Origin of the sequence: Moellerella wisconsensis (assembly GCF_022592395.1) — a bacterium.
Lineage (GTDB): Bacteria > Pseudomonadota > Gammaproteobacteria > Enterobacterales > Enterobacteriaceae > Moellerella > Moellerella wisconsensis.
Window position 1 is genome coordinate 2505488 of the sequence record NZ_CP093242.1, and the last position, 19065, is coordinate 2524552.

The window sequence follows — 19065 nt, forward strand, 5'->3', positions numbered from 1 at the left end:
AATATCAGAGGCGTTAAATAGAGTGACAGCAATATAATAGGAATGAATGATAATAAAAAAGCTCCACAATCAACGATAATGGAGCCTTCAAAATTATTCTTCTTCAATTAGCGCTAAATAGACATCGGCATCTAATAAATTAGCAATTTCAGCCTCATCGCTGGCCTTAATCCGAAAAATCCACCCTTCTTGATACGGTTGTTCATTAACTAACTCAGGAGAATCATTCAGCGTTTCATTAACCGCAATAATTTGCCCCGATAACGGTGCATAAATATCAGATGCTGCTTTTACGGATTCAACCACCGCACACTCTTCGCCCATATTGACCTCAGCACCCACATCCGGCAAATCAATAAAAACCATATCACCCAGAGTTTCTTGTGCATGAGCCGTGATACCAACAGTAAATTCACCATTACCTTCAGCACGTAACCATTCATGTTCACTTGTATATTTTAATTCTGCTGGAGCATTACTCATCACTTATCCTCACTGTATTATCAATTCATAATTCTAAACTATCATACTCGAGCTCATACCAGAGCCTGACCATTACGCACGAACCCCGGTTTTACTACCTCTACCGGCATTTCTCGATGACGAATTTCAACAATAGCCTGACGTTTAATTCCTGCAGGAACACGAGCCAAACCGATACTGAAACCTAATGTTGGGGAAAATGAGCCGCTAGTAATTACACCTTGTTGTAATTGCCCCAAATCATCGGTAAATCGAACAGGTTGCCCGCTACGTAAAATACCTTTTTCTCGCATCACGATACCCACCAACAGCTCGGTATCGTGCTGGCGTAATTTTTCCAACGCTTGACGACCGATAAAATCACGATTCTCTGGCTGCCAAGCAATAGTCCAGCCCATATTAGCCGCTAATGGTGAAACAGTTTCATCCATATCTTGACCATATAAGTTCATTCCCGCTTCTAAGCGCAAAGTATCTCGAGCCCCTAATCCCGCCGGTTTAACTCCCGCTCCCAATAACTGATGCCAGAACTCAACAGCTTGTTGTTTAGGTAATGCAATTTCATAACCGGCTTCACCAGTATATCCAGTGGTAGCAATAAATAATTCACCGGTTTGTATTCCATTAAAAGGAGGTAAATTGGCAATAGCTTGGCATTGTGAGGGAGAAAGTATAGATTGGACTTTTTGGGGAGCTTGCGGGCCTTGCACTGCGATTAACGCTAAATCATCCCTGACCGTAACGGTAACTGGATAACTGCTAATGTGTTGATTTATCCATGTAATATCTTTTTCTCGAGTTGCTGAGTTAACCACCAATCGATAATAATGATCATCTAAGTAATAAACAATTAAGTCATCAATTACGCCACCAGAAGCATTCAGCATTGGAGAGTACAGTGCCTTTCCATTGACTGTTAATTTATTAATATCGTTGGCCAACAAATAACGCAAAAATGAACGACAGCCTTCACCATTAAGATCGACTATCGTCATATGAGATACATCAAACATTCCCGCATCGGTTCGCACTTGATTATGTTCATTAATTTGTGAACCGTAATGTAATGGCATCATCCAGCCGTGAAAATCGACCATCTTTGCGCCATTCGCGACATGTTCATCATATAACACCGTTTGTTTTGCCATGACTTTCCTCTTTCATTCTTTATATGAATAGGGACATCTTAAATGCGATAAATTGCTATTATGACAAACAACTATTATCACGGATTAATTGCTTTTTTGGCGATAATTGATGCCTTAGTGGTATACCCATAACACAAACGATACCTTCAGTTTAAAACTAGCACTGATTTAAGTTATAAACCATAAATAAAAATAAGGCTAATAAATCTATGTATTACTAATAGATATAAAGATTATCTAGTATTTTTGATTAATAAATTGAAGGTGATCACTTTATAGACCGAAATACACCCATAAAAGTGAGCGTTATCACGATATGAAGTTATGCCTATGCCACTAAATAATAAATTTTAGAGAATTCAATAATTAGTAAATATAATGCGAAGGATTTATTGATTAGTTTTTTTCAATTATATAGCAGCAAATCTAGAGGATGAAAAATAGAATTAATAACTGACCTCATCTAGAGATCAGTTATTATTAAGATAAGAATTATTATTTAGCGGCAAGTAACGGCATTGACGGAGCTAAATCACCGATGAGAGGAATTGAACCTGACGCACTAACTGAGTCATTATTACTTTTCATAGCGCTAATTTGGCTAATTAAGCTATCGGCATCACCGGTCGCTGTTTTCATTGGCGTCACAATAGCTTCTTTTTTCGGTTCTTCTGCGGTAAATGCGGCGATCAGTTTATTTTTGGCTTGTTTCAACAAATTTAAACCTACTTCTTCCAGCAAATTAATCGCTTTTTTAGTAAATTCTTTAAAGATTTTTGATTGAACAACTGATTTAGCCATACTTTTAAGTGTATTAAAAAATCCAGACATAAATATATTCCTTTTATTAGTGTATAAATTCCATTTATTAATTTTTCATTGCTATTATGCGTTAATGGCAATAACGCTAATCTAATGTTTTTATTGTTTTATATCAATTAAAACTCAGGCCATTTTTTATTAATAAGGGGCGCTTTACTATTTTTTTATAACTTAACAATCTAAAATAGCTGCTAGGGGAATATAATTTGAGATATATTATCACCAAGTAACGATCAATCACGTTACTTGGTGTCGATATACTTATTTTGATAGCCAACCAATCTGATCAGCTAAATAATGGCGTCAGCCTCAAGTAGAACACTATTATTTTGGCTCTTCTTAGCCTTTTGTTCTACTCGCGCTCTTCAATTATAGATAATTGTTGCAACCATTCCGGCATATCTGAGAGCCCCATAGCATGATTCAATAACTGAGGTTTTACGCCAGGTAAATTATCAGCTAACAATAAACCTAAATCACGCAATAATTTCTTGGCCGGATTATTGCCATCAAATAACTGTCTAAATCCTTGCATACCCGCGAGCATTAGCGCAGCACTATGTTTACGACGTCGTTCATAGCGGCGTAGATATAAATATTGTCCGATATCTTTGCCTTCACGGTGCAAGCGTTTTAATTCACCAATCAACTCGGCTACATCCATAAATCCGAGGTTAACTCCTTGCCCAGCTAATGGATGAATCGTGTGGGCCGCATCGCCTAATAAAGCCAAGCGCTGAGCCGCAAAATTGCGCGCATAGCGTCCAACCAGTGGCACTGTAAAACGTGAGCTTGTCAGCTGGCATAATCCCAAGCGCATATCAAAAGCTACACTTAATTCTCGTTCAAACTGTGTGACATCGCTAATTTTACGTTGCTCCGCCAACGGTGCAGGAATAGACCAAACAATAGAGCATAAATGCGGGTCACTGAGCGGTAAAAAAGCTAAAATTCCATCACCATGAAATGCCTGACGAGCCACTCCACCATGAGGCTGCTCAGTACGAATTGTCGCTACTAGCGCGGTATGCTCATAGTCCCAAAAGGTTAATGGAATATCGGCGTGGGTTCGTAGCCACGATTGCGCACCATCCGCTCCAATCACTAACCTTGCGGTTAATACTTGCTCATCGCTAAGTGTAATAAATGCCTCGTTCTCTCCCCAGTGGATCTTCTCGATAGCAGCGGGTGAAATTATCTGCACATCATCACATTCTAAAACACGTTGCCATAATGCGTCGCGGATCACTCTATTTTCAACGATATGACCTAAATGAGTACTTGATGCTTGTTGTGCCGAAAAATGAATACGTCCAAAACTGTGATTATCCCAAACTTCCATTTCTGTATACGGACTTGCTCGCATGGATTTAATCCGCGACCAAACGCCAAGATGTGTTAGTAGTTTTTCACTGGCGGCATTAATTGCCGAAACTCGCAGCTCTGGCTCTGACTGTGGATCAAAATTCTGTACCGATGGTTGGTGTTCAATTACCGCAATCCGTAATCCACTGCCGGTTAAGCCACACGCTAAAGCTAAACCAACCATTCCACCACCAGCGATAACCACATCAAATGATTGCATACTGATAAGTCCTCTTAATTTTGTGGTTATTGATGCGCAACCCAACCCAATGTTTGTCGGGCCAGTATATCACGCGCTGGAGGTAACATTTCCATTGCCATTAAGCCAATATTTCGGCCAACCACTAATGGAAGACAACGATTAGCAAACAGACGAACCAATCCATCGGTCATGCCGATCGTTCTCTTTCTATCATCATTTCGATGCTGTTGATATTGGTTTAATACCGCGAATGACCCAATATCTTGCCCTTGCTCTGCTGCTTTAGTCACATTTTGAGCTAACTGAATAACGTCTCTAATGCCTAAATTAAACCCTTGACCAGCAATAGGATGAAGCGTTTGCGAGGCATTTCCCACTAAAGCAACTCGGTGGCTAATTTGACGAACAGCTTGACGTAAAGACAGCGGATAACAAGTACGTTTTCCCACATAATCAATACTGCCCAAACGCCAGCCAAAAGCCGTTTGTAATTTTTGCTTAAATTCAGCGTCATTCCATGAATTTATGGCATCCATGTTCTGGTTACTATGACACCAAACTAATGAACTTCGCCCTTGAGACATTGGCAATAAAGCCAAGGGACCAAATTCAGTAAATCGTTCAAAAGCACGGCCCTGTGGATCCTCTGCTGTTTTCACATTAGCAATAACCGCAACTTGTTGATAATCATCCTGTTGCCACTGAATATTACACGCATGGCCTACGGCAGATTGAGAACCATCGGCAGCAACCAATAATTCACCCTTAATCATTTGGCCATTATCCAGCGTCACCGAGACTTGCTGGGCAGTTCGAGAAATAGAGGCAACTTTGGCTGGACAATAAAGCGTTACTCCGGGGGCATGTTGTAGCAACTTAAATAGTTGTGATCCTGCATCATGCAATTCAATGACATTGCCAAGTTGTGGAATTTGATAATCATGCGCATTAATATTAACGAAGCCCGCATGCCCGCTGTCTGAAACATGAACATGAGTAATCGGTGTAACATAAGAAGCCAGTGCAGACCAAATGCCAATCTGCTCAAGTCGCTTGCAGGTTTGATACGCTAAAGCTATAGAGCGGGCGTCAAACCCGGGATGTTGTTGATTTGGCAGCGATGCTTCGACTAACGAAACCTTTACCTTTCCTTGACTCAAGGCAGAAATAGCTAATGCAAGCGTTGCGCCAGCCATTCCACCACCGACAATAATCATGTTCATTATTTGTTCTTTACCTTATATACCCATCATCATTCAAGCGCACTCGTGTCTTAATTAAAGCTTAAAATTAGCACTTAACACCAATATTACTAACCGGGTATATGACTTATTAATTTTTAACCTGTGCCATTAATGCTTCTATTTCATCGGCATCTTTAACCACTGTTGCGGTTAAATTTTCATTACCATCTTTGGTAATAACAATATCGTCTTCAATACGAATACCAATTCCACGATATTCATGCGGAACATCCGCATCTGGAGCAATATATAAACCAGGCTCAATAGTTAATACCATTCCCGGCTCTAAAATACGGTCACGATTTGAACCATAATAACCGACATCATGCACATCTAACCCCAACCAATGACTTAATCCATGCATGAAAAATGGCTGATAAGCTTTGCTTTCAATTAGTTGCTCAACATCACCGTGTAAAATACCCAGCGCTACTAAACCTTCGACTTTAATCCGCAAAATTTGTTGCGTTACTTGGCTAATGCTGGTTCCTGGGCGATATAATTCCAATGCCGTATTTAAGGCTTTCAGGACAATTTGATAAATTTCACGCTGAGGACGACTAAATTTACCGTTTACGGGAAATGTACGTGTAATATCACCGGCATATCCTTGATATTCAGCCCCCGCATCAATTAAAACCATATCGCCATCCTTCATTTTACTTTCATTTTCAGTGTAATGAAGGATGCAAGCGTTATCTCCGCTACCAACAATGCTATTATAGGAAGGATAACGAGCACCATGGCGAGTAAATTCATATTCTATCTCGCCGGCTAATTGATATTCAAACATACCCGGTTTACAGGCTTTCATCGCTCTAATATGTGCTAAGGCGGAAATCTCTCCCGCTTTACGCAATAATTCAATTTCAGCATCTGATTTAAACAAACGCAATTCATGCACTATCGGACGCCAGTCTATCAATGTAGATGGCGCTTTAAGATTGCGGCGACTGCCTTGGCGTAAGCTCTCTAACGCTGAAAATACCAATTTATCCGCATATTCAAATTCACCTTGCGCATGGTAAACCACATCAAGGCCATTAAATAACTGATATAATTGATCATTAATTTCATCAAATGGCAGTGCTTTATCAATCCCCAGTTTTTCTGGTGCAGCATCTTGGCCAAGCCGTCGGCCAAACCAAATTTCAGCCGTTAAATCTCGCACTCGATTAAATAATACACTATGACTATGTGTCTCATCACTTTTAATCAGCACTAACACGGCTTCAGGCTCACTGAATCCTGTCAAATATAAAAAATCACTATGTTGGCGATAAGGGTATTCAGAATCCGCATTGCGCTGAGCTGGCGGCGCTGAAAATATAATTGCCGCACTGGCTGGCTGCATCTGAGCCAATAATGCTCTTCGACGGGACATAAATTCTTGTTTGTTCATATACCCTCTCCTGCCTGTAATTTTCTGATGAGACTGCATTGATGCTATCTAGAACCCATAAGTTAAGATAGCTTGGTGCTAATAACTGATCTGGAGGATTAAATACAGCGGGAGCTGCTAACTAATAAACCTTTCAGCCATTAACTAATCGCTCCCGTTACTTAAATATATTCGCTAGATTAATGCAATGTTGGTTTTTGATTCTCTATGGCTGTTGGCGAACTTTTGCCCTCAGTTAATGAGATATAGCACAACTGTACCGCTACGCGAACATATTCAAGAACTTCTTCTAGCGCTTGCTCTAGTTCTTCTTGATCTTCATCTTCGTCATATCCCAACATGCCAATATTGCGCAAATCAGTAATGATTTCATTAATTTCTTTCTTATCGGCTAATTTTGGCTGTAATACACCAACTCCCAATAAGAAATGATTAGCCCAGCCAGACAGCGCATCCGCTCTATCAAAAATAGAGGCGTTATCATCAGGAAGAAATAAAGAAAAATTAAATTCGGTATCATCAAGAGATTCAAACGTATAATCGTATAGCTCTCTTAATGGTTCAGCTAATATATGGGAAAAAGCCAGTCCATCGTTAGCCAAATCATGTACTAATGTCTTCCAGCTGTGGTCGCGATTCCCCCCACAAATTAAGCCGGTGATCAGCCCATGAATTTCCGCCGCAGTGAGCGCCACAGATTGCTGTTCAAGTAATTTATCGAGCGATTCATAATTAGGTAAAGTTTTTTGTATTGACATGTATTTTCGTCACGTTAGCGGTAATAATTCATGATATGCTACCATCAAGGATAGTCGCTATACCAGATAACCCTATAATTAGTCTGTTTTTTCAGCGTAGATGGGTATTATAGCGGAATTTACTTCGATATACGCCGAACATTTAACTTTATTACGGTGTGTCCTATTTACGCAGGGAGATATCATGTCTGCACAACCGGTTGATCTTCAAATTTTCGGGCGCTCGATGCGGGTTAATTGCCCTCCCGAACAACAAGAAGCGCTGCTTTTAGCAGCAGACGAACTAGAACAACGCCTACAAGATTTAAAAAATCGTAGTGGTGTAACCAATACTGAACAACTTGTTTTTATTGTCGCGCTGAATGTATGTCACGAATTAGCACAAGAAAAGACAAAAACGCGTGATTATGCTTATAATATGGAAGAGAAGATTAAAATGTTGCAGCAGACTATAGAACAAGCGCTGCACGACCAAGTGCGCATTACGGAAAGACCTGTGGCGCATATAGAATAATTTCGTTTGAAAATCATACACTAGTAAATAAAAAAGTATTAAATTTAGGTTGCTTTCTCAGTCTAGTTTCATACAATAGATGTATAGAGTTGCTGTATAGCACTCCACCAAATTTCTCTGAGATGTTCGTCAACGGGCGAGTCCCCTGAGCCGATATTTCGAAAGAAAAGAATGTAGTTGATGCGCTGGTGAGCATGCCTGGAACGTTCAGGAAGCCTAAAGGTTGCGATGCTGCGTTCACCTTGAACCAAGGGTTCAAGGGTTACAGCCTGTAACGGCATCTTGGAGACCCAAATTTTAACTAGTAGATTAAATAGTTAAATCTTCGCTTTATTTATCTACTATTCAACTTGTCCTATCCAACCCACCGTTAAATATATCTTAGCTATTACTCTACCCTATCGTCATCTATCAGTTTTCTCTCTTCAGCTATTACCAGCTATACTAGGATCATAACTTTCTAGCTCCTTCATCATACTGGGCTCTATTCTATGCTTGAGAACGATGTTCAACTCAGAAAAAGTATCCGCCAACAAATAAGGCAAAAACGCCAGCAATTAACTAAAAGCCAGCAACAGCAGGCGGCTCAATATATTAGCCAGCAAGTTTTAACTGATCCCAAAGTTCAGTCCGCTCAAACTATCGCGTTATTTTTATCTTTTGATGGCGAAATCGACACTATGCCGTTAATCCAGCAACTTTGGCAGCGAGGAAAACAAGTTTATTTGCCAGTCTTACACCCTTTTAATCGACACAGTTTATTATTTTTAGCCTATACGCCAACAACTCAACTGATTAAAAATCGCTTTAATATCCAGCAACCAGCACTTGATGTCCAGCAAGTATTACCGCTCAATCAATTAGATATTATGCTGATCCCGTTAGTTGCTTTTGATCTTATTGGCCAACGGCTAGGAATGGGGGGAGGATTTTATGACCGGATCTTAGCCGGTTGGCAGCAAAAGGGATTTTATCCGATTGGGCTAGCACATCAATGCCAACAAGTGGATAAATTACCCTCCGCTACTTGGGATATACCGCTGCCAGAAATAATTACCCCTCAAAAGATTTGGCGATGGTAATAAAAAAATGCATTAAAAGACCAAACGTTAACTCGATTTATAACCACACAAAAAAGCCGGCACTGAACTCATCCTCAATGCCGACTTTATTCAACGTTAACTACTTTTCGTATTACATTTCTAATCACATATTATCGCAGTCAACACCGTGACAAGGCGAAAAATAACCAATAAATTTAGAACAATAAGCGAGCACGGATTGTTCCTGGTAACTGTTTAAGCTGTAGCAGCGTTTCGCCCGTTTGTTTTGGTTCTTGCGTTGTAATATCAATGACCACATAACCAATATTTCCACTAGTACGCAGATATTGACCAACTACGTTGATATTATTTTCCATAAACACTTGGTTTATGCTGTTCATCATGCCGGGGCGATTTTCATGAATGTGCAGTAAACGGTTAGTATCATCGCCATGTACCGGCAATGAAACCTCAGGGAAATTGACTGCAGATAACGTCGAGCCATTATCTGAGTACTTCGCTAATTTACTCGCAACTTCTAAGCCGATATTTTCTTGTGCTTCGACGGTTGAACCCCCGATATGCGGCGTTAGAATAACATTATCGAACTTAATTAATTCAGAAATGAATGGATCATTAGGATTGTCGTTGCTTGCAGGTTCACTAGGGAAGACATCCACTGCTGCACCGGATAAATGTTTGCTTTCTAGTGCTTCGCTCAACGCGGGAATATCAACCACGGTTCCACGAGAAGCATTAATCAAAATTGAGCCCGGCTTCATCAACTCAAATTGTTCTTTCGCAAACATATTTTTAGTAGAAGGGGTTTCTGGAACATGTAGAGTGACTACATCGCTCATATTTAGCAGCTCTGCTAGCGTACGGACTTGAGTTGCATTACCTAATGGCAGTTTATTCTCGATATCATAAAAATAGACATCCATACCGATACTTTCTGCTAATATGCTCAGTTGCGTTCCTATATGCCCGTAACCAATAATCCCCAGTTTTTTACCTCGCGCCTCATAGCATCCTTTAGCTTGTTTATCCCAGATACCACGATGAGCTTTCATATTGGCTTCAGGAATACGACGCATCAAGAGTAATAGTTGACCTAATACCATTTCAGCCACAGAACGAGTGTTGGAGAAAGGCGCATTAAATACAGGGATACCGCGTACTGCGGCTGCATTTAAATCAACTTGGTTAGTACCAATACAGAAACAACCCACTGCAACCAGTTTTTCTGCTACCGCAAAAATTTCTTCAGTAAGATGAGTTCGAGAGCGGATCCCTACAAAGCGTGCATCTTTAATCGCTTCTTTTAATTCTTCTTCCGATAATGCACCTTTATGATATTCGATATTAGTGTAACCCGCAGCACGTAGATTATCGACAGCGCTCTGATGTACACCTTCTAATAATAAAAATTTTATTTTGTCTTTCTCTAAAGATACCTTGACCATTTGCCCTACCCTATCATGCTTAAGTATTTGTGACGTTCAGGAGTGATATAAACAACATAACAAAAAACAGCATAGTATCAATACAATCGATTGCTTCCTCTGTAGGATAAATAACAGTAAAAAAGAAGTTATACGAAATAATATGAAACTAGATAAGATAAAATCAGGATTTAGACAATTGCAGAATGATTTATGTGATATATATCACCAAAATAGCGGGTTAATAAATAATTAAAATATTTTTACGATAAGGTTTTAATAGATAAATCGGTTAACTATAGGTATTCAATAAATTCAAAAATAATCCGAAAGTTAGTTTAAAAAAAAACGCCCAATCAAAATTAGGCGTTATGATACCAATCGCTGAAGCTTATAATGACCGCAATACAAACATCATAGTAAATTATGCTTTAATTGTTTTCACGCCTTCGCTAGTACCCATAAGTACGATATCCGCACCTCGATGAGCAAATAATCCGACAGTCACTACGCCGGCAATTTGATTGATTTTTTGTTCTAATTCCTGCGGATTAACGATCGCTAGATTATGTACATCCAAGATTACATTGCCATTATCCGTCACCACGTTCTGACGATACTCAGGCATTCCACCTAGTTTAACTAATTCACGAGCTACATAGCTGCGTGCCATTGGAATGACTTCTACCGGTAATGGAAAATTACCTAAAACATCCACTTGTTTGGATTGATCGACAATACAAATAAATGTCTTGGCAATCGCGGCTACAATTTTCTCGCGAGTTAGTGCCGCACCACCACCTTTGATCATATTCATATGGTGATCAACTTCATCGGCGCCATCAACATAAATATCTAATGAATCCACTTCATTACAATCAAAAACAGGAATACCCAACGCTTTTAATTTCTGGGTGGAGACCTCAGAGCTTGATACAGCTCCTTCGATTTGGCCTTTCATCGTAGCCAATGCATCAATAAAATGCGCAGCGGTTGATCCGGTACCAACGCCAACAATTGTTCCTGGTTTGACATATTCTAATGCTGCCCAACCAACTGCTTTTTTTAATTCATCCTGAGTCATATTTAGCCTTTCTGTGTAGGTAAGTTGATATATCTAACAGGGTCGAAGCTACATCAAGTGGCTTCACTTCGATAGAGCAATTATTCTAATATCGCGTTTAACTATACTAATTTGAAATATACTGACTTGAACTATGCTGATTAGTATAAACAATATTTCAAGTGTTCTGGTGAAAATTATGGCATAGTAAAAATAGAGTACCAACAGAATAAAATAGAATAAAAACAAACTATAGAAAGGAGAGTTCTGAGATGAAGCGTCCTGATTATCGCGCGCTACAGGCACTGGATGCAGTCATCCGCGAGCGAGGATTTGAACGGGCTGCCCAAAAGCTGTGTATCACGCAATCCGCTGTATCACAACGGATCAAACAATTGGAAAATTTATTTGGTCAACCGCTGCTGGTAAGAACCGTTCCGCCACATCCTACTGAACAAGGGCAAAAACTGCTGGCGCTATTACATCAAGTTGAATTACTTGAAGAACAATGGCTTGGCGATGAAAATGGCGGTTCTACTCCGTTATTGCTTTCTTTAGCTGTGAATGCTGATAGCCTCGCAACTTGGTTATTACCGGCATTAAATCCGGTGTTAATCAATAGCCCCATACGCTTGAATATTCAAGTTGAAGATGAAACACGGACGCAAGAAAGATTACGCCGTGGTGAAGTGGTTGGCGCGATAAGTATTCAGCCACAACCCTTACCAGGCTGTTTAGTCGACAAACTTGGGGCTTTAGATTATCTGTTTGTAGCTTCACCTCAGTTTGCTCAGCGTTACTTTCCGGGCGGTGTCACCCGTACAGCGTTATTAAAAGCCCCTGCGGTTGCTTTCGATCATCTTGATGATATGCATCAGGCTTTTTTGCAACAAAACTTTGGATTATCACCGGGCAGTGTTCCTTGCCATATCGTTAATTCTTCTGAGGCCTTTGTCCAATTAGCTAAACAGGGATCGACCTGCTGTATGATCCCGCATTTACAAATTGCCAAAGAATTAGATTCGGGCGAATTAATCGATTTAACGCCGGGGTTATATCAACGACGGATGCTTTATTGGCACCGTTTTGCACCAGAAAGTCGGACTATGCAGAATGTTACTGACGCCCTGCTAAAAACAGGACGCCATATGCTAAAACAAGAGTTAGATCAAACAGCTGAGGCTTAGCGCTTCAGTTCAAAAATAACATCGACCTGATCGTTAAAATCGATACTCTGCTGCTGGTACGTTTCATCAACATCAGCTTGAGTTACCGGAGCTCCAGCCATTTTCATGCTGTAATTAACCCGAGGCATTGGATAAGGGGCAGCATCTGGGGCTCGGTAACTAATACTGTATACCGGGCCTAACTGCACTTTAAAGCCACTAGCTAAAGCATTTGCCTGTTCGATTGCATTTTTTATTGCTTGTTCACGTGCTTGCTCACGATATTGCTGTGGATTACTTACGCCAAACTGTACAGAATTAATTTCATTCAAGCCGGCTTTAAGTGCACCGTCTAATAATGTATTCAGCTGATCCAGTTTTTTAACTTTAACTTCAACCGAACGTACTGCGGTATAACCTACAATTGATGATTTCTGGGTATCTTTATTGTATTCATATTTTGGCTGAGTACGTACATTAGCAGCATCGATATCTTGTTTTTCTATGCCATTCTGTTGAAGAAACTCAAAATATTCAGCTACACGTTTATCTACCGCACTTTTTGCCTTCGAGGCATCTTTGTTTGAAACCTCAACATTAATATTCAACGTCGCCATATCTGGCTCCGCCTTAATAATCGAGTTACCCGAAGTAGTAATATGAGGCCCTTCAGGTAACGCATTAGCCTGAGTAAGCAGAGGCATTGATAGACCAGCAATCATGGCCGCAACAGCGAGTGATTTCAATTTCACAGCATCTCCTGAATTACATTAGTTAGGATAACTTTTTACTGTGTGTCCGATTACTCATACTCTCAGCGAATATTGATATAAATAAGAATGAAAGCCACTAAAAATCGGATAACGACAGTATTTGATAGAATATGTAAATAATAAATAGCGTTAATTACATTAACATACTAAATGTAAAGATAATCTCAGATTAATAAGAAATTTTCAGTGCTGAATACCCTGTATTGCTAACTTAAATGCAATCAACCACATGACGCTTGCCACAAAAATATTAATAATACGCTGTGAGATAGGCCGACTAAGCAGAGGAGATAATCCAGCTGCTAACATTGATAGCCCAAAAAACCAAACTAATGATGCCGTTAATGCGCCAAAAGTAAACCAAGAGCGCTGTGTATACTCAAGCTGGCCACCTATGCTGCCTAAAATAATTAAAGTATCCAAATAAACATGGGGATTAAGCCAAGTGACTGCCAGTAAAATGAAGATCACCCGTTGACGACTAGTCGGAGCTATCTCCGCTTGCACTACAGTGAAATTATTTGATAATGCAGCTCGAGCTGCGCAAAATCCATACCATGCAAGAAAGACTACCCCACCCCAAGTAATAAATGTCATCAATAAATCAGACTGATTTAATAAAGCACTGCCACCAAAGACCCCAACAGCAATTAAAATCATATCACTCAACGAACATAATGCGGCACTCATTAAATGAAATTGACGACGGCTACCTTGTTGTAAAATAAAAGCATTTTGTGGTCCTAATGGCAATATCATGGCCGCACCAAGAAATAATCCCTGTAAATATATAGTTAGCATTTTTATCCCCAAATATAGTTTTCTCGAGCTGATATTAAGGATAAATTAATATTAGATGAAGTTAATAATTCTAATATCTCATTAGATTTACTTATATAGATACTAAAAAAAACCGACATCCGTAGGACATCGGTTGAGATTTTAAATTTATTTATTAAGCATCTGAAGGCTGTTTTTTTGCTGCAGCTTGTGCTTGTTGATGTAAGTAAACATCCATTTGAGGGAATGGGATCCCAATACCGTGCTTGTCTAACGCACGTTTAAAGTTTTCCATTAAATCCCAATAAATAGGCAAGGCATCTGCATTTGATGACCAATAACGAACCACATAATCCAATGAAGACGGGCTCATTTCATTTAAACGAATGGTTACACCTAAATTATGTAATACTCGATTATCTGCCGCAACGATATCGCCCAGTACTTTTTTTACTTCATCGATATCAGAATCATAGGCAACACCAATAATCATTTGAGTACGACGATTTGGCTCACGACTGGTATTGATAATATTATCGTTGAGCATTTTACCATTAGGAATAACAATAATACGGTCATCGGCTGATTTTAAAGTTGTCGAGAATATTTGTACGTATTGCACAGTACCTTCGACGGAACCCGCAATAATATATTCGCCAGCACGAATAGGTCTGAATACCACCAACAGTACACCCGCAGCAAAGTTACCCAGTGAATTTTGCAGCGCTAAACCTACAGCTAAACCGGCCGCACCAATCACCGCAATCACTGACGCCGTTTGTACGCCAATTTTACCTAAAACAGCAATTAGAGTGAATGCAACGATAGCATAACGAACAATAGCAGATAAGAAATCACTAACCGTCTTATCGATGCCACGTAATGTCATTACGCGCTGAATTCCTCGACCAACCCATTTTGAGATGATTAAACCGATAATTAGGATGACAAAAGCAGAAACAATATTTACCACATATTGTAAAAGCAACTCCTGATTATCAGCAAACCAACCCGTCGCTTCATTGAGAGCACCTGTTACATCATTACTATTCATTAATTAATCACCTTAGAAAATCATGGTTTAAATATTATATACTTCTTGTTACTGATCAAAGGATAGCTGTTTTTTGATTAAATTGACAAATTAAACTTCATTTTACATATGCAAAACTACCAGTATTAGCGAGGACAAACTGACTGTAATCACTGAGCATAAGCTGAAAATCTTCAATACCGCAAAAAGCAACACTTTCATTATCGTAATAGCTCATACCTTCTTCCAAATCATCGGTCTCAAAAACCAATTGATTTGCTCGGATCATGATTTCTTCATCATCCATTAGCAAAGTATATTCATGCCCAATCTTCTGCCACTGTTTATTGCTACCTTTAATCTCTGAAAATGCATTATTTATCTGCTCAATGATAGATAGATCGCCTTTCACTTCTTCATTTAGCCAATAACCAATAGCCTCATGATCCATGGAAAATTTTGCTGATATCACCCCGGTGAGATCCTGAAAAAATTCATAATCCATGTAATTCCCCTTTATTAGCGTTGAGCCTGCTGTATAGCGTGAAAATATTCGCTACATACTCGATATTCACAGTCTATCGAACGGGGCGAAATTTTGTCGGCGTTATAACATAACTTTATCATTCACTGCCCGGTTTATTTTCACCCATTCGCTTAACGGGCTATAAAACTATTACCTTTACAAAATAGTATATCTCAAATTCTCACGCTAAAACGGAAGCATCAGCAATAATCCAGAGAGTTTATTTATCTCACTATTCATCAGCAAAAAAAATACCGCGCATTAAAAATGAGCGGTATTGCTGTATAAATGAACTCAATCTTCCAGAGTAAATTTATACGCTAGTTTGGAAAATCACTTTATCCGCTTTGTCAGTATATTGCTGCAATTGATCAAAGTTAAGATAACGATAGGTATCTTGTGCCGTTTCATCAACTTTATCCATAAATTTCAGATACTCTTCTGATGTTGGTAAACGACCCAATAATGATGCTACCGCAGCAAGTTCCGCAGAAGCTAAATATACATTTGCTCCAGTTCCTAAACGATTAGGGAAGTTACGCGTCGAGGTAGAAACAACCGTTGCACCATCTGCAACTCGTGCCTGATTTCCCATACAGAGTGAACAGCCAGGGATTTCAATACGCGCACCACTTTTACCAAAGATGCTGTAATAGCCTTCTTCAGTTAGTTGTGCTGCATCCATTTTAGTCGGCGGGGCAACCCATAAACGAGTCGGTAACTGCCCTTTATGTTGATCCAACAATTTCCCTGCAGCACGGAAATGACCAATATTAGTCATGCAAGAACCGATAAACACTTCATCAATTTTTGTATTCGCCACATCGGATAATAAGCGAGCATCATCAGGATCATTAGGCGCGCATAAAATAGGCTCTTTGATATCATTAAGATCTATCTCAATCACTGCTGCATATTCTGCATCAGAATCGGCTTCTAATAACTGAGGATCGGCTAACCAATTTTCCATACCGATAATACGGCGTTCTAACGTACGGCGATCACCATAACCTTCCGAGATCATCCATTTGAGTAACACTATATTAGATTGTAGATATTCAATAATTGGCGCTTGATCTAACTTAATAGTACAACCGGCAGCAGAACGTTCAGCTGAAGCATCAGCAAGTTCAAAAGCTTGCTCTACTTTTAATTCCGGCAAACCTTCAATTTCAAGAATTCGACCAGAGAAAATATTTTTCTTACCTTTTTTCTCTACTGTCAATAATCCTTGCTTGATGCCATATAATGGAATTGCATGCACTAAATCACGTAGTGTAATTCCCGGCTGCATTTGCCCTTTAAAGCGCACTAATACCGATTCCGGCATGTCTAATGGCATTACGCCTGTAGCGGCGGCAAATGCGACTAATCCAGAACCGGCAGGGAATGAAATACCGATAGGGAAACGAGTATGAGAGTCTCCACCGGTACCGACAGTATCTGGCAGCAGCATACGGTTTAACCATGAATGGATAATCCCGTCGCCTGGACGCAGCGAAACCCCTCCACGATTCATAATAAAATCAGGCAATGTATGATGTGTCGTGACATCTACAGGTTTAGGATACGCTGCAGTATGGCAGAACGACTGCATAACTAAATCAGCCGAGAATCCTAAACATGCCAAATCTTTCAACTCATCTCTCGTCATTGGCCCAGTAGTATCTTGTGAACCGACAGATGTCATCTTAGGTTCGCAATATTCGCCAGGACGGATCCCTGTGCGACCACATGCTCGCCCTACCATTTTTTGAGCTAAAGAGAAGCCTTTATCACTTTGTGCAACGGCTCTTGCATGGCGGAAAATATCCGAAGGAGGAAGCCCTAATGATTCACGCGCTTTAGTGGTTAATCCACGACCGACGATCAGCGGGATACGTCCACCGGCACGAACTTCATCAATCAATACATCTGTTTTTAACTCAAATGTTGATAATAATTGGTTAGTTTCGTGATCGCGAATTTCGCCTTTAAATGGATAAATATCAATAATATCACCCATATTCAGCGCAGAAACATCCGCTTCGATTGGTAAGGCACCGGCATCTTCCATAGTATTGAAGAATATAGGCGCAATTTTGCTGCCTAAAACCACACCACCACCACGTTTATTAGGTACATAAGGGATATCATCCCCCATAAACCACAATACAGAGTTAGTCGCTGATTTACGTGAAGACCCCGTACCCACAACGTCGCCCACATAAGCCAGTGGGAAACCTTTTTCAGCTAACGCGTTAATTTGTTTAATTGGCCCCACGGCACCCACTTCATCAGGCTCAATACCTTCACGTGGATTTTTCAACATAGCTAACGCATGCAAAGGAATATCAGGACGCGACCAAGCATCTGGTGCCGGAGAAAGATCGTCTGTATTAGTCTCACCGGTCACTTTAAATACGGTAACAGTCAGTTTTTCAGCTAATTCTGGGCGTGATAAGAACCATTCGGCATTCGCCCATGATTCCATAATTTGTTTAGCGTATGCATTTCCCGCTTTCGCTTTCTCTTCAACATCATAGAAGCTATCGAACATTAACAGCGTGTGGGAAAGTGCTTTTGCAGCGATAGGCGCTAATTTTTCATTATCCAGCGCTTCGACTAATGCATGAATATTATAACCGCCCTGCATAGTTCCGAGCAGTTCAATCGCTTTTTCGGGAGTAATTAATGGAGAAGAAGCCTCGCCTTTCGCAAGTGCAGCCAAAAAGCCCGCTTTAACATATGCGGCTTCGTCTACGCCAGGGGGAACGCGGTTTATTAACAGATCTAACAGAAACTCTTCTTCACCTTGCGGTGGATTTTTCAGTAACTCAACCAGCTCTGCAACTTGTGCGGCATTTAAAGGTGTAGGGACAATCCCTTGAGCTGCACGTTCGGCTACGTGCTCACGGTATTCTTTTAGCACGACTATCTCCTCGCTTCGTTTTAATTTATATACCCGGCTGTCTGCACCTTCTTTATTTATTCAAAGTTAGTGCCAGGTCAGAGGAATTTGCTCGCATAATCTCAGTAGTAATAAAATTATGCCCAGCTACGGGCTTTCAGCATAGCAAAGTTTAACCCCAATGTTAAATTTTTCACAAGAAAGCAACATTGAATGACTAATTTTAAACTTTACCTATCTTTTAGACCGACTTTTCAGTTCAAAACACTATTTATGGGTGAAAGAAAATCGTAAAACCCTACTTTTTATAGTCTATTTATTGGCTTTAATCATCAACTATCATCGATTTCTTTCAGCTTCATCACAGTTCATCTAACAATTAAGAGGTTATTCCCAATAAATTGTATT

Annotated in this window: 17 protein-coding genes and 1 other RNA gene; 4 read left to right on the forward strand and 14 right to left on the reverse strand. The window is 40.0% G+C overall.

The window, feature by feature from the left end; translation table 11 throughout:
* Positions 1-93 precede the first annotated feature (93 nt).
* The 7 genes from gcvH to MNY66_RS11070 form a co-directional block, all read right to left on the reverse strand.
* Entirely contained in the window at positions 94-483 is a 390-nt protein-coding gene (gene gcvH / locus MNY66_RS11040) for a glycine cleavage system protein GcvH (protein ID WP_241500864.1), read from the reverse strand.
* A gap of 53 nt (positions 484-536) precedes the next feature.
* Positions 537-1631, reverse strand: coding sequence for a glycine cleavage system aminomethyltransferase GcvT (gene gcvT / locus MNY66_RS11045; protein WP_241500865.1), 1095 nt, complete (start codon positions 1629-1631; stop codon positions 537-539).
* 495 nt (positions 1632-2126) lie between these two features.
* Positions 2127-2462, reverse strand: a complete 336-nt coding sequence (locus MNY66_RS11050; RefSeq protein ID WP_047255284.1) for a hypothetical protein — start codon at positions 2460-2462, stop codon at positions 2127-2129.
* A 343-nt stretch (positions 2463-2805) separates the two neighbouring features.
* A complete protein-coding gene (gene ubiI, locus MNY66_RS11055) occupies positions 2806-4038 on the reverse strand; it encodes an FAD-dependent 2-octaprenylphenol hydroxylase (protein WP_241500866.1) in 1233 nt (410 codons plus the stop codon).
* Positions 4039-4064: 26 nt separating this feature from the next.
* The gene (gene ubiH, locus MNY66_RS11060; RefSeq protein WP_047255286.1) at positions 4065-5243 is read right to left on the reverse strand and encodes a 2-octaprenyl-6-methoxyphenyl hydroxylase; all 1179 of its coding nucleotides are present in this window, start codon (positions 5241-5243) and stop codon (positions 4065-4067) included.
* A gap of 109 nt (positions 5244-5352) precedes the next feature.
* Positions 5353-6666, reverse strand: a complete 1314-nt coding sequence (pepP, locus tag MNY66_RS11065; protein WP_047255287.1) for a Xaa-Pro aminopeptidase — start codon at positions 6664-6666, stop codon at positions 5353-5355.
* 179 nt (positions 6667-6845) lie between these two features.
* The gene (locus MNY66_RS11070; RefSeq protein WP_047255288.1) at positions 6846-7424 is read right to left on the reverse strand and encodes a YecA/YgfB family protein; all 579 of its coding nucleotides are present in this window, start codon (positions 7422-7424) and stop codon (positions 6846-6848) included.
* A 184-nt stretch (positions 7425-7608) separates the two neighbouring features.
* On the opposite strand from MNY66_RS11070, the gene zapA reads away from it, so the two are divergent.
* The 3 genes from zapA (at position 7609) to MNY66_RS11085 (ending at position 9020) form a co-directional block, all read left to right on the forward strand.
* Positions 7609-7938 (forward strand): cell division protein ZapA, encoded by a 330-nt coding sequence (gene zapA / locus MNY66_RS11075; RefSeq protein ID WP_047255289.1) that lies wholly within the window; start codon positions 7609-7611, stop codon positions 7936-7938.
* Between the two features lie 111 nt (positions 7939-8049).
* Positions 8050-8231: non-coding RNA, 6S RNA (ssrS, locus tag MNY66_RS11080), on the forward strand.
* 198 nt (positions 8232-8429) lie between these two features.
* A complete protein-coding gene (locus MNY66_RS11085) occupies positions 8430-9020 on the forward strand; it encodes a 5-formyltetrahydrofolate cyclo-ligase (protein ID WP_047255290.1) in 591 nt (196 codons plus the stop codon).
* A 176-nt stretch (positions 9021-9196) separates the two neighbouring features.
* Here MNY66_RS11085 and serA read toward each other — a convergent pair whose 3' ends face one another.
* A complete protein-coding gene (gene serA, locus MNY66_RS11090) occupies positions 9197-10447 on the reverse strand; it encodes a phosphoglycerate dehydrogenase (protein WP_047255291.1) in 1251 nt (416 codons plus the stop codon).
* Positions 10448-10850: 403 nt separating this feature from the next.
* Positions 10851-11510 (reverse strand): ribose-5-phosphate isomerase RpiA, encoded by a 660-nt coding sequence (rpiA, locus tag MNY66_RS11095; RefSeq protein WP_047255292.1) that lies wholly within the window; start codon positions 11508-11510, stop codon positions 10851-10853.
* A gap of 251 nt (positions 11511-11761) precedes the next feature.
* On the opposite strand from rpiA, the gene MNY66_RS11100 reads away from it, so the two are divergent.
* Positions 11762-12676, forward strand: a complete 915-nt coding sequence (locus tag MNY66_RS11100; RefSeq protein WP_047255293.1) for a LysR family transcriptional regulator ArgP — start codon at positions 11762-11764, stop codon at positions 12674-12676.
* On the opposite strand, the gene MNY66_RS11105 is transcribed toward MNY66_RS11100, so the two are convergent.
* The 5 genes from MNY66_RS11105 to acnB form a co-directional block, all read right to left on the reverse strand.
* Positions 12673-13407, reverse strand: a complete 735-nt coding sequence (locus tag MNY66_RS11105) for an oxidative stress defense protein (protein WP_047255294.1) — start codon at positions 13405-13407, stop codon at positions 12673-12675. The genes MNY66_RS11100 and MNY66_RS11105 overlap by 4 nt on opposite strands.
* Positions 13408-13611: 204 nt before the next feature.
* Positions 13612-14229 carry an arginine exporter ArgO gene (gene argO / locus MNY66_RS11110; RefSeq protein ID WP_047255295.1) on the reverse strand — a complete coding sequence of 206 codons (618 nt, stop codon included), beginning with the start codon at positions 14227-14229 and terminating at the stop codon, positions 13612-13614.
* 154 nt (positions 14230-14383) lie between these two features.
* Positions 14384-15262 carry a small-conductance mechanosensitive channel MscS gene (gene mscS / locus MNY66_RS11115; protein ID WP_047255296.1) on the reverse strand — a complete coding sequence of 293 codons (879 nt, stop codon included), beginning with the start codon at positions 15260-15262 and terminating at the stop codon, positions 14384-14386.
* A gap of 97 nt (positions 15263-15359) precedes the next feature.
* Positions 15360-15746, reverse strand: coding sequence for a YacL family protein (locus MNY66_RS11120; RefSeq protein ID WP_047255297.1), 387 nt, complete (start codon positions 15744-15746; stop codon positions 15360-15362).
* A 334-nt stretch (positions 15747-16080) separates the two neighbouring features.
* Positions 16081-18678, reverse strand: coding sequence for a bifunctional aconitate hydratase 2/2-methylisocitrate dehydratase (acnB, locus tag MNY66_RS11125; RefSeq protein WP_047255298.1), 2598 nt, complete (start codon positions 18676-18678; stop codon positions 16081-16083).
* Between the last annotated feature and the right edge of the window lie 387 nt (positions 18679-19065).

Excerpts from the sequence above, each read along its gene's own strand:
- gcvH (WP_241500864.1), bottom strand. The coding sequence starts at position 483 with ATGAGTAATGCTCCAGCAGAATTAAAATATACAAGTGAACATGAATGG.
- ubiI (WP_241500866.1), bottom strand. The coding sequence starts at position 4,038 with ATGCAATCATTTGATGTGGTTATCGCTGGTGGTGGAATGGTTGGTTTA.
- pepP (WP_047255287.1), bottom strand. The coding sequence starts at position 6,666 with ATGAACAAACAAGAATTTATGTCCCGTCGAAGAGCATTATTGGCTCAG.
- serA (WP_047255291.1), bottom strand. The coding sequence starts at position 10,447 with ATGGTCAAGGTATCTTTAGAGAAAGACAAAATAAAATTTTTATTATTA.
- rpiA (WP_047255292.1), bottom strand. The coding sequence starts at position 11,510 with ATGACTCAGGATGAATTAAAAAAAGCAGTTGGTTGGGCAGCATTAGAA.
- argO (WP_047255295.1), bottom strand. The coding sequence starts at position 14,229 with ATGCTAACTATATATTTACAGGGATTATTTCTTGGTGCGGCCATGATA.
- MNY66_RS11100 (WP_047255293.1), top strand. The coding sequence starts at position 11,762 with ATGAAGCGTCCTGATTATCGCGCGCTACAGGCACTGGATGCAGTCATC.
- MNY66_RS11120 (WP_047255297.1), bottom strand. The coding sequence starts at position 15,746 with ATGGATTATGAATTTTTTCAGGATCTCACCGGGGTGATATCAGCAAAA.
- mscS (WP_047255296.1), bottom strand. The coding sequence starts at position 15,262 with ATGAATAGTAATGATGTAACAGGTGCTCTCAATGAAGCGACGGGTTGG.
- gcvT (WP_241500865.1), bottom strand. The coding sequence starts at position 1,631 with ATGGCAAAACAAACGGTGTTATATGATGAACATGTCGCGAATGGCGCA.
- MNY66_RS11050 (WP_047255284.1), bottom strand. The coding sequence starts at position 2,462 with ATGTCTGGATTTTTTAATACACTTAAAAGTATGGCTAAATCAGTTGTT.
- ubiH (WP_047255286.1), bottom strand. The coding sequence starts at position 5,243 with ATGAACATGATTATTGTCGGTGGTGGAATGGCTGGCGCAACGCTTGCA.
- MNY66_RS11085 (WP_047255290.1), top strand. The coding sequence starts at position 8,430 with ATGCTTGAGAACGATGTTCAACTCAGAAAAAGTATCCGCCAACAAATA.
- zapA (WP_047255289.1), top strand. The coding sequence starts at position 7,609 with ATGTCTGCACAACCGGTTGATCTTCAAATTTTCGGGCGCTCGATGCGG.
- MNY66_RS11070 (WP_047255288.1), bottom strand. The coding sequence starts at position 7,424 with ATGTCAATACAAAAAACTTTACCTAATTATGAATCGCTCGATAAATTA.